This is a genomic window from Planomonospora algeriensis (assembly GCF_977012225.1).
Genome location: NZ_CDRNDK010000405.1, coordinates 1 through 5,676, shown reverse-complemented (window position 1 = coordinate 5,676; position 5,676 = coordinate 1). Strand labels below are relative to the sequence as shown.

The 5,676-nt window shown below is 71.8% G+C and carries 5 protein-coding genes and 1 riboswitch; all 5 genes read right to left on the bottom strand.

Annotated features, from left to right (window positions below; genetic code table 11):
• Nucleotides 1–63 precede the first annotated feature (63 nt).
• Nucleotides 64–864, bottom strand: a complete 801-nt coding sequence (locus ACWJ6R_RS28755) for a CbtA family protein (RefSeq protein ID WP_449065232.1) — start codon at nucleotides 862–864, stop codon at nucleotides 64–66.
• A gap of 7 nt (nucleotides 865–871) precedes the next feature.
• On the bottom strand, nucleotides 872–1,078 hold the full coding sequence (locus ACWJ6R_RS28750) for a CbtB domain-containing protein (protein WP_449065231.1): 207 nt from the start codon (nucleotides 1,076–1,078) through the stop codon (nucleotides 872–874).
• A gap of 30 nt (nucleotides 1,079–1,108) precedes the next feature.
• Nucleotides 1,109–1,259, bottom strand: a riboswitch (cobalamin riboswitch).
• A 111-nt stretch (nucleotides 1,260–1,370) separates the two neighbouring features.
• On the bottom strand, nucleotides 1,371–2,888 hold the full coding sequence (gene dop, locus ACWJ6R_RS28745) for a depupylase/deamidase Dop (protein ID WP_449065230.1): 1,518 nt from the start codon (nucleotides 2,886–2,888) through the stop codon (nucleotides 1,371–1,373).
• 86 nt (nucleotides 2,889–2,974) lie between these two features.
• Nucleotides 2,975–4,135 carry an acyltransferase family protein gene (locus tag ACWJ6R_RS28740; RefSeq protein WP_449065229.1) on the bottom strand — a complete coding sequence of 387 codons (1,161 nt, stop codon included), beginning with the start codon at nucleotides 4,133–4,135 and terminating at the stop codon, nucleotides 2,975–2,977.
• A gap of 76 nt (nucleotides 4,136–4,211) precedes the next feature.
• A complete protein-coding gene (locus ACWJ6R_RS28735; protein WP_449065228.1) occupies nucleotides 4,212–5,372 on the bottom strand; it encodes an acyltransferase family protein in 1,161 nt (386 codons plus the stop codon).
• Nucleotides 5,373–5,676: the final 304 nt, after the last annotated feature.

The window sequence follows — 5,676 nt, the reverse complement described above, 5'->3', positions numbered from 1 at the left end:
GCGCCGTCGCCGGTGTCGAGGCGTGGCAGACCAGCAGCAGCCGGGTCGCCTTCGGGCCGCCCGTCACACCGGGGTGCGCGGGCGCGCGACGGCGTCACCGGTGCGGCCGAGGCTGCAGGCGAGGGCGAACAGGGTGCCCACGCCGAGCCAGAAGACCGCCTGGGTGCCCAGGGAGGCGATCCGGAAGTCCCACAAGAGATCGGCGGGGAATCCCGGGGGCACCTCGTCGGTCCCGGGCAGCAGGATCCAGGCGGCGATCACGGGGAGCAGCGTCGCCGCGCCCGCCGCGAGCCAGCGCCGCCAGGGGTCGCTGCGGGCGGCGTACCGGTGGGTGGCGGCGCCCGCGGCGATGGCGAGGATCCCGATGACCACGGCGACCAGGTAGAGCGTGGTGCGCTGGCCGATCGTCCCGGGATCGCCGACGGCGGGCGGGTTGGCCGGATACTTCAGGAACGGGACGAGGACGACCGCGGCGAACGCGCCGGCCGCCAGGACGACCGCGAGCGCCGGTTCCGAGCGGGGTCCCGCCCGGCCGCGCACGGCCGCGTAGGCGAGGGCGAACAGGCCGCCGACCGCCAGGCCGTACAGGGCCAGGGCGAGGAACAGCCCGAACCGCTGCCCGCCCCTGCTGACGAGGGCGTCCTCCCCGTGGGAGTGCCCGCCGGCGTCCTCCCCGTGGGAGTGCCCGGCGGAGGCGTCGTGGGAGTGCGCCGCGGGGGCCTCGGCGGAAGCGCCGGAGGCGGCGGCCTCCAGCGCGATGGCCTGTTCGATGCGCGGCTCGCCCACGGTATAGGCGAAGACGGCCGCGAGCAGTCCGGCGAGCAGCCCGGCGAGCATGCCCCGGACGACGATTCGAGTGATCACTTCTGGCTCAGTGGCACGGGACGCCGAGCAGGTGGCGCCCGTCGTGCATGAGCTCGTGCAGGTAGTCCCCGGCCTGCGAGATCGCGCCCTGGTCGAAGGCGACCAGGTAGGCCAGGAGCAGCAGCGCCGGTACGGCGAGCAGCCAGCGGGTGAGGGCCGCCCAGGAGATGGGCCCGGGGATGGTCTGGGTGTGCGGAGCCGAGATCTGGCTCACGGGCACCTCCTTCAGGGATTGCGCGTCCCTTTTCGTAGGTCGGTGGCGGCCGAGTGATCTGGCTCCCGTCCCCGCAGGGCCGGTTACAGTGGCGCGACCGCACCGGAATCTCACCGGATTTCCCTCACGCCGCCACAAAACACCCGGAACGTATCCCGGGACCGTCCCTCTCGTCAATCTCGGACGATCACGCGCCCCGTCCGGCGGGAACGGTCCTCCGCGATGGCCTCGCTCGCGTCCGGGTACGCGGAACCGCGCCGGGGCCTCGCGGCCCCGGCGCGGACGCGGGTCCTCACTTCTCGCCGGTGAGGGCGGTGACCAGCTCGGCGGCGGTGCGGCAGCGGTCGAACAGCTCGCCCACGTGGGCCTTGGTGCCGCGCAGCGGCTCCAGGGTCGGGACGCGCTGCAGGGACTCACGGCCGGGGATGTCGAAGATGACCGAGTCCCAGGAGGCGGCGGCGACCGCCTCGCTGTACTGGCTCAGGCAGCGGCCGCGGAAGTAGGCGCGGGTGTCGCTGGGCGGCACCTCGACGGCGCGCTGCACCTCCTCCTCGGTCACCAGGCGCCGCATCCGGCCGCGGGCGACCAGGCGGTTGTACAGGCCCCGGTCCGGGCGGATGTCGGAGTACTGCAGGTCGACGAGCTGCAGGCGCGGGTGCGACCAGGGCAGCCCGTCACGCGTCCGGTAGCCTTCCAGGAGCTCCAGCTTGGCGACCCAGTCGAGCTCCCCGGACAGCTGCATCGGGTCCTCGGCCAGGCGGGTCAGCACGGACTCCCAGCGGTCCAGGACGTCCTTGGTGGGCTCGTCCATGCCGTTGCCGCTGCGGGTCTCGGCGTACTTCCTGGCCAGCTCCAGGTATTCCATCTGGAGCTGGACCGCTGTGAGCTTCCGGCCGTCGCGCATCTTGATCTCGTACTTCAGCGTGGGGTCGTGGGAGACCGCGCGCAGCGCCTGGACGGGGTTCTCCACGGCCAGGTCGCGGGTGAAGTAGCCGTCCTCGATCATGGCGAGGATCAGCGCGGTGGAGCCCAGCTTCAGGTAGGTGGAGATCTCCGACATGTTCGCGTCGCCGATGATGACGTGCAGGCGGCGGTACTTCTCCGGGTCGGCGTGCGGCTCGTCGCGGGTGTTGATGATCGGCCGCTTGAGCGTGGTCTCCAGGCCGACCTCGACCTCGAAGAAGTCGGCCCGCTGGCTGATCTGGAAGCCCTCGCCGCGCGAGTCCTGGCCGATGCCGACGCGGCCGGCGCCGGTGACCACCTGCCGGGAGACGAAGAAGGGCGTCAGGTGCCTGACGATGTCGGCGAAGGGCGTGGCCCGCCGCATCAGGTAGTTCTCGTGGCAGCCGTAGGAGGCGCCCTTGTTGTCGGTGTTGTTCTTGTAGAGCTGGATCGGCGCGTTGGTCGGGATCGCCGAGGCGCGCAAGGCCGCGTCGTGCATGACCCGCTCCCCCGCCTTGTCCCAGAGCACCGCGGCCCGGGGGTTGGTGCACTCCGGCGTGGAGTATTCGGGATGGGCGTGGTCGACGTACAGCCGCGCCCCGTTGGTGAGGATCACGTTGGCCAGGCCGAGGTCCTCGTCGGTGAGCTGGCTCGCGTCGGCCACCTCCCTGGCGAGGTCGAAGCCCCGCGCGTCGCGCAGGGGGTTCTCCTCCTCGAAGTCCCACCGCGCCCGCCGCGCCCGCGCCGCCGAGGCGGCCAGGTAGGCGTTGACGACCTGGGAGGAGGTCACCATCGCGTTGGCCCCCGGCTGTCCGGGCACGGAGATGCCGTACTCGGTCTCGATGCCCATCACCCGCCGTACCGTCATGCGCACCCTCTGTTCATCCGGGGCTGTCTTGTCCGCCGTATATATCCCCGAGCCTAGACCCTTCACTATGCCCAGCGCTTGGACAGTTATGGCACCGAGGCCTTTCGGTCCAGCGGCGGGACCTCCGGCGAGGGCTCGGCGGGGACCGGGACGGCGGCGCGGCGCCGGCGGCGTGCCTTCACGAACTCCTGGACGGGCCGCTCCGCCACCCGGTAGACCGCGTAGGAGAAGGCCACCGTGGCCAGGACCGTGATGAGGGCGGTCAGCCAGGGCGGCAGCGTGTCGCGCAGCGCGGGGACGATCAGGACGGCCGCGGTGGCGTGGAACAGGTAGAGCGGGTAGGTGATCGCGCCCAGGACGACCAGGCCGCGCCAGCGCAGCCACCCCAGCCAGCCCAGGGCCACCATGGCCATGAGCACGTAGAAGGCGATCACGGTCGCGACGACGGCCCACTCCGGGACGGGCATGGCGGCGTAGCCGACCAGCTCGACCCGCCCGGCCACCCGGTCCAGCGCCGCGCTGACCGCCAGCCCGGCGCTGATCCCGGCCGTGCACCACAGGACCAGCCGGGGGCCGTACCTCGTCATCAGGTAGAAGGACATGCCGCCGACGAAGTAGGCCGCGTACTTGGGCATCACCAGCAGCTCGACCCAGTACTCCTCACTGCCGGCGAAGTACCCCGCCGCCAGCAGCCAGACGCCCATGAAGACCAGGCAGCGGCCCAGCGTCGCCCCGAAGACCACCAGCACGGAGATGAGCAGGTAGAAGCGGAGCTCGACCCAGAGCGACCAGTAGACGCCGTTGGCGTCCTGGACCTCGAACAGGCGCTGGAGCATGGTCAGGTTCGTCAGGTACTCCCCCAGGCTCAGCTTGGGGTCCAGGGCCTTGGCGGCGGTCAGGCCGTACAGCGCGGCGGTGGCGCCGACGCTGACCCAGTAGGCCGGGTAGAGCCGCACGAGGCGGGAGAGCGCGAACGCGCCGAGTCCCCGGCCCCAGATGCTCATCAGGATGACGAACCCGCTGATCATGAAGAACAGCTCGACGCCGAGGATGCCGAGCCCGGAGACCGTCGAGATCGCCGGGAAGAGCTCGGCGGGCACCTCGCCCCAGACCGAGCGGAACGCGATGAAGTAGTGGAAGGCCAGCACCGCCAGGCCGGCGACGAAACGCAGGAGGTCCAGCTCGGCGAGGCGGCCGCTTCCCCGGTCCGCCCCGCGGGACCCCTCGCCGGTCGACTCGCCGGTCAACGGACGACCGGTCCGGAATGTTCACACACGCCCCTTTGACGGGGCATCGATCAGCTGGGTTCCCTGTGGAGGGATATCACTTGTGTGACGGATGTGAAATCCCGGGCGGGAGAGGCACCGGGACGTTCACCATCGTCGGGGACGGCGTCCCGGCGGGTCCCGCCGTCCCTCCGGCGGCGGGCCCGTCCTGCCGGCGGATCGCGTCGAGCGAGGAGGCCAGTGCCCGGCGCAGGGCGCGCATCGCCGGCGGCTCCAGCCAGCGGCTCACCCCGTAGGCGACCAGGAGCGCGGCGAGGGCGGCCGCGGCCAGCGCCGCCCATTTCGGCAGGGCGGCGCCGAGGGGCTCGATGACCAGGGCGCCGACGGGCAGGTGCAGGAGGTAGAGGGGGTAGGTGAGCGCGCCGAGCGCGACCAGGCCGGGGCGGCGCCGCAGCCAGGACAGGCGTCCCGTGGCCGCCAGCCCCATGACGGCGAAGACCAGTGTCAGCACGCCGATGATGAGGTACGGCCCGGCTGTCTCGCCGAGGTACTCCCGCACCCTGGCCCCGCCCTGGGTGACCGCCCGCACCACGGCGAGCACCCACGACACGGCCACGAACGCCCACGGGACGGCCGACGAACCCGACCGGTGGATGAGGTAGAGCGCCATCCCCGCGATGAAATAGGGCGCGCACCAGGGCATGAACAGGAACTCCAGCAGCGCGCTCTTGGCCGCCGTCGCGGTGAGCGCCAGGAACAGCCAGCCGGCCATGAAGATCACGCAGCGCCGGTAGGTGATGCCCACCAGGGCGAACACGCCGACGAGGAGGTAGAAGCGCAGCTCCGCCCAGAGCGTCCAGTAGACCGCTCCCAGATCGGGGACGCCGAGACCCTGCTGCACCATCGTCAGGTTGGCGAGGATCTCCCAGGGCTCGAGCCCGGGCCCGTACACGCCGGTCAGCGCCAGCGCTCCGAGCACGCCCACGCTGAGCCAGTAGACCGGGTAGAGCCTGGCCACCCGTGAGACGGCGAACTCGCCCGGGGTGCGCCCCCACGCGCTCATCAGGATCACGAACCCGCTGATCATGAAGAACAGCTGCACGCCGTACACCCCGAAGGTGCTGACCTTCCTCAGTCCCTCGAACCTGACCTCACCCCATGCCTTCATCTCCACGAAGTGGAAGGCCAGGACGGACGCGGCGGCCGCGAACCGCAGCAGGTCGATCTCGACGAGCCGGGTGGAGAAAGACGATCGCAAGGCAGGCCAATCAGGTCGGAGCGGGCTACGCGCCACCATAGACCACCGCGTGGCGCCGCGATCCGGTGATCGCCTCCCGCTTCCAGGCGAGAGGGGCGGTGCGCTCCGGACCGGAGAACGGGCGCGCGGGGCGCACCGGACCGCAGGACAGGGCGGGAACGTCGGCGGCGCGGCCCCGGCATGGGGAGCCGCGCCGCCGCGGTGGCGATCGGTGGAGCGGCGCCCGGCGGCGCCGCGTCCACCGGATGCGCCGCTAGAGGTACTGGACCGGTGTTGGCCACCGTGGTCGATGGACCGGCCGGCC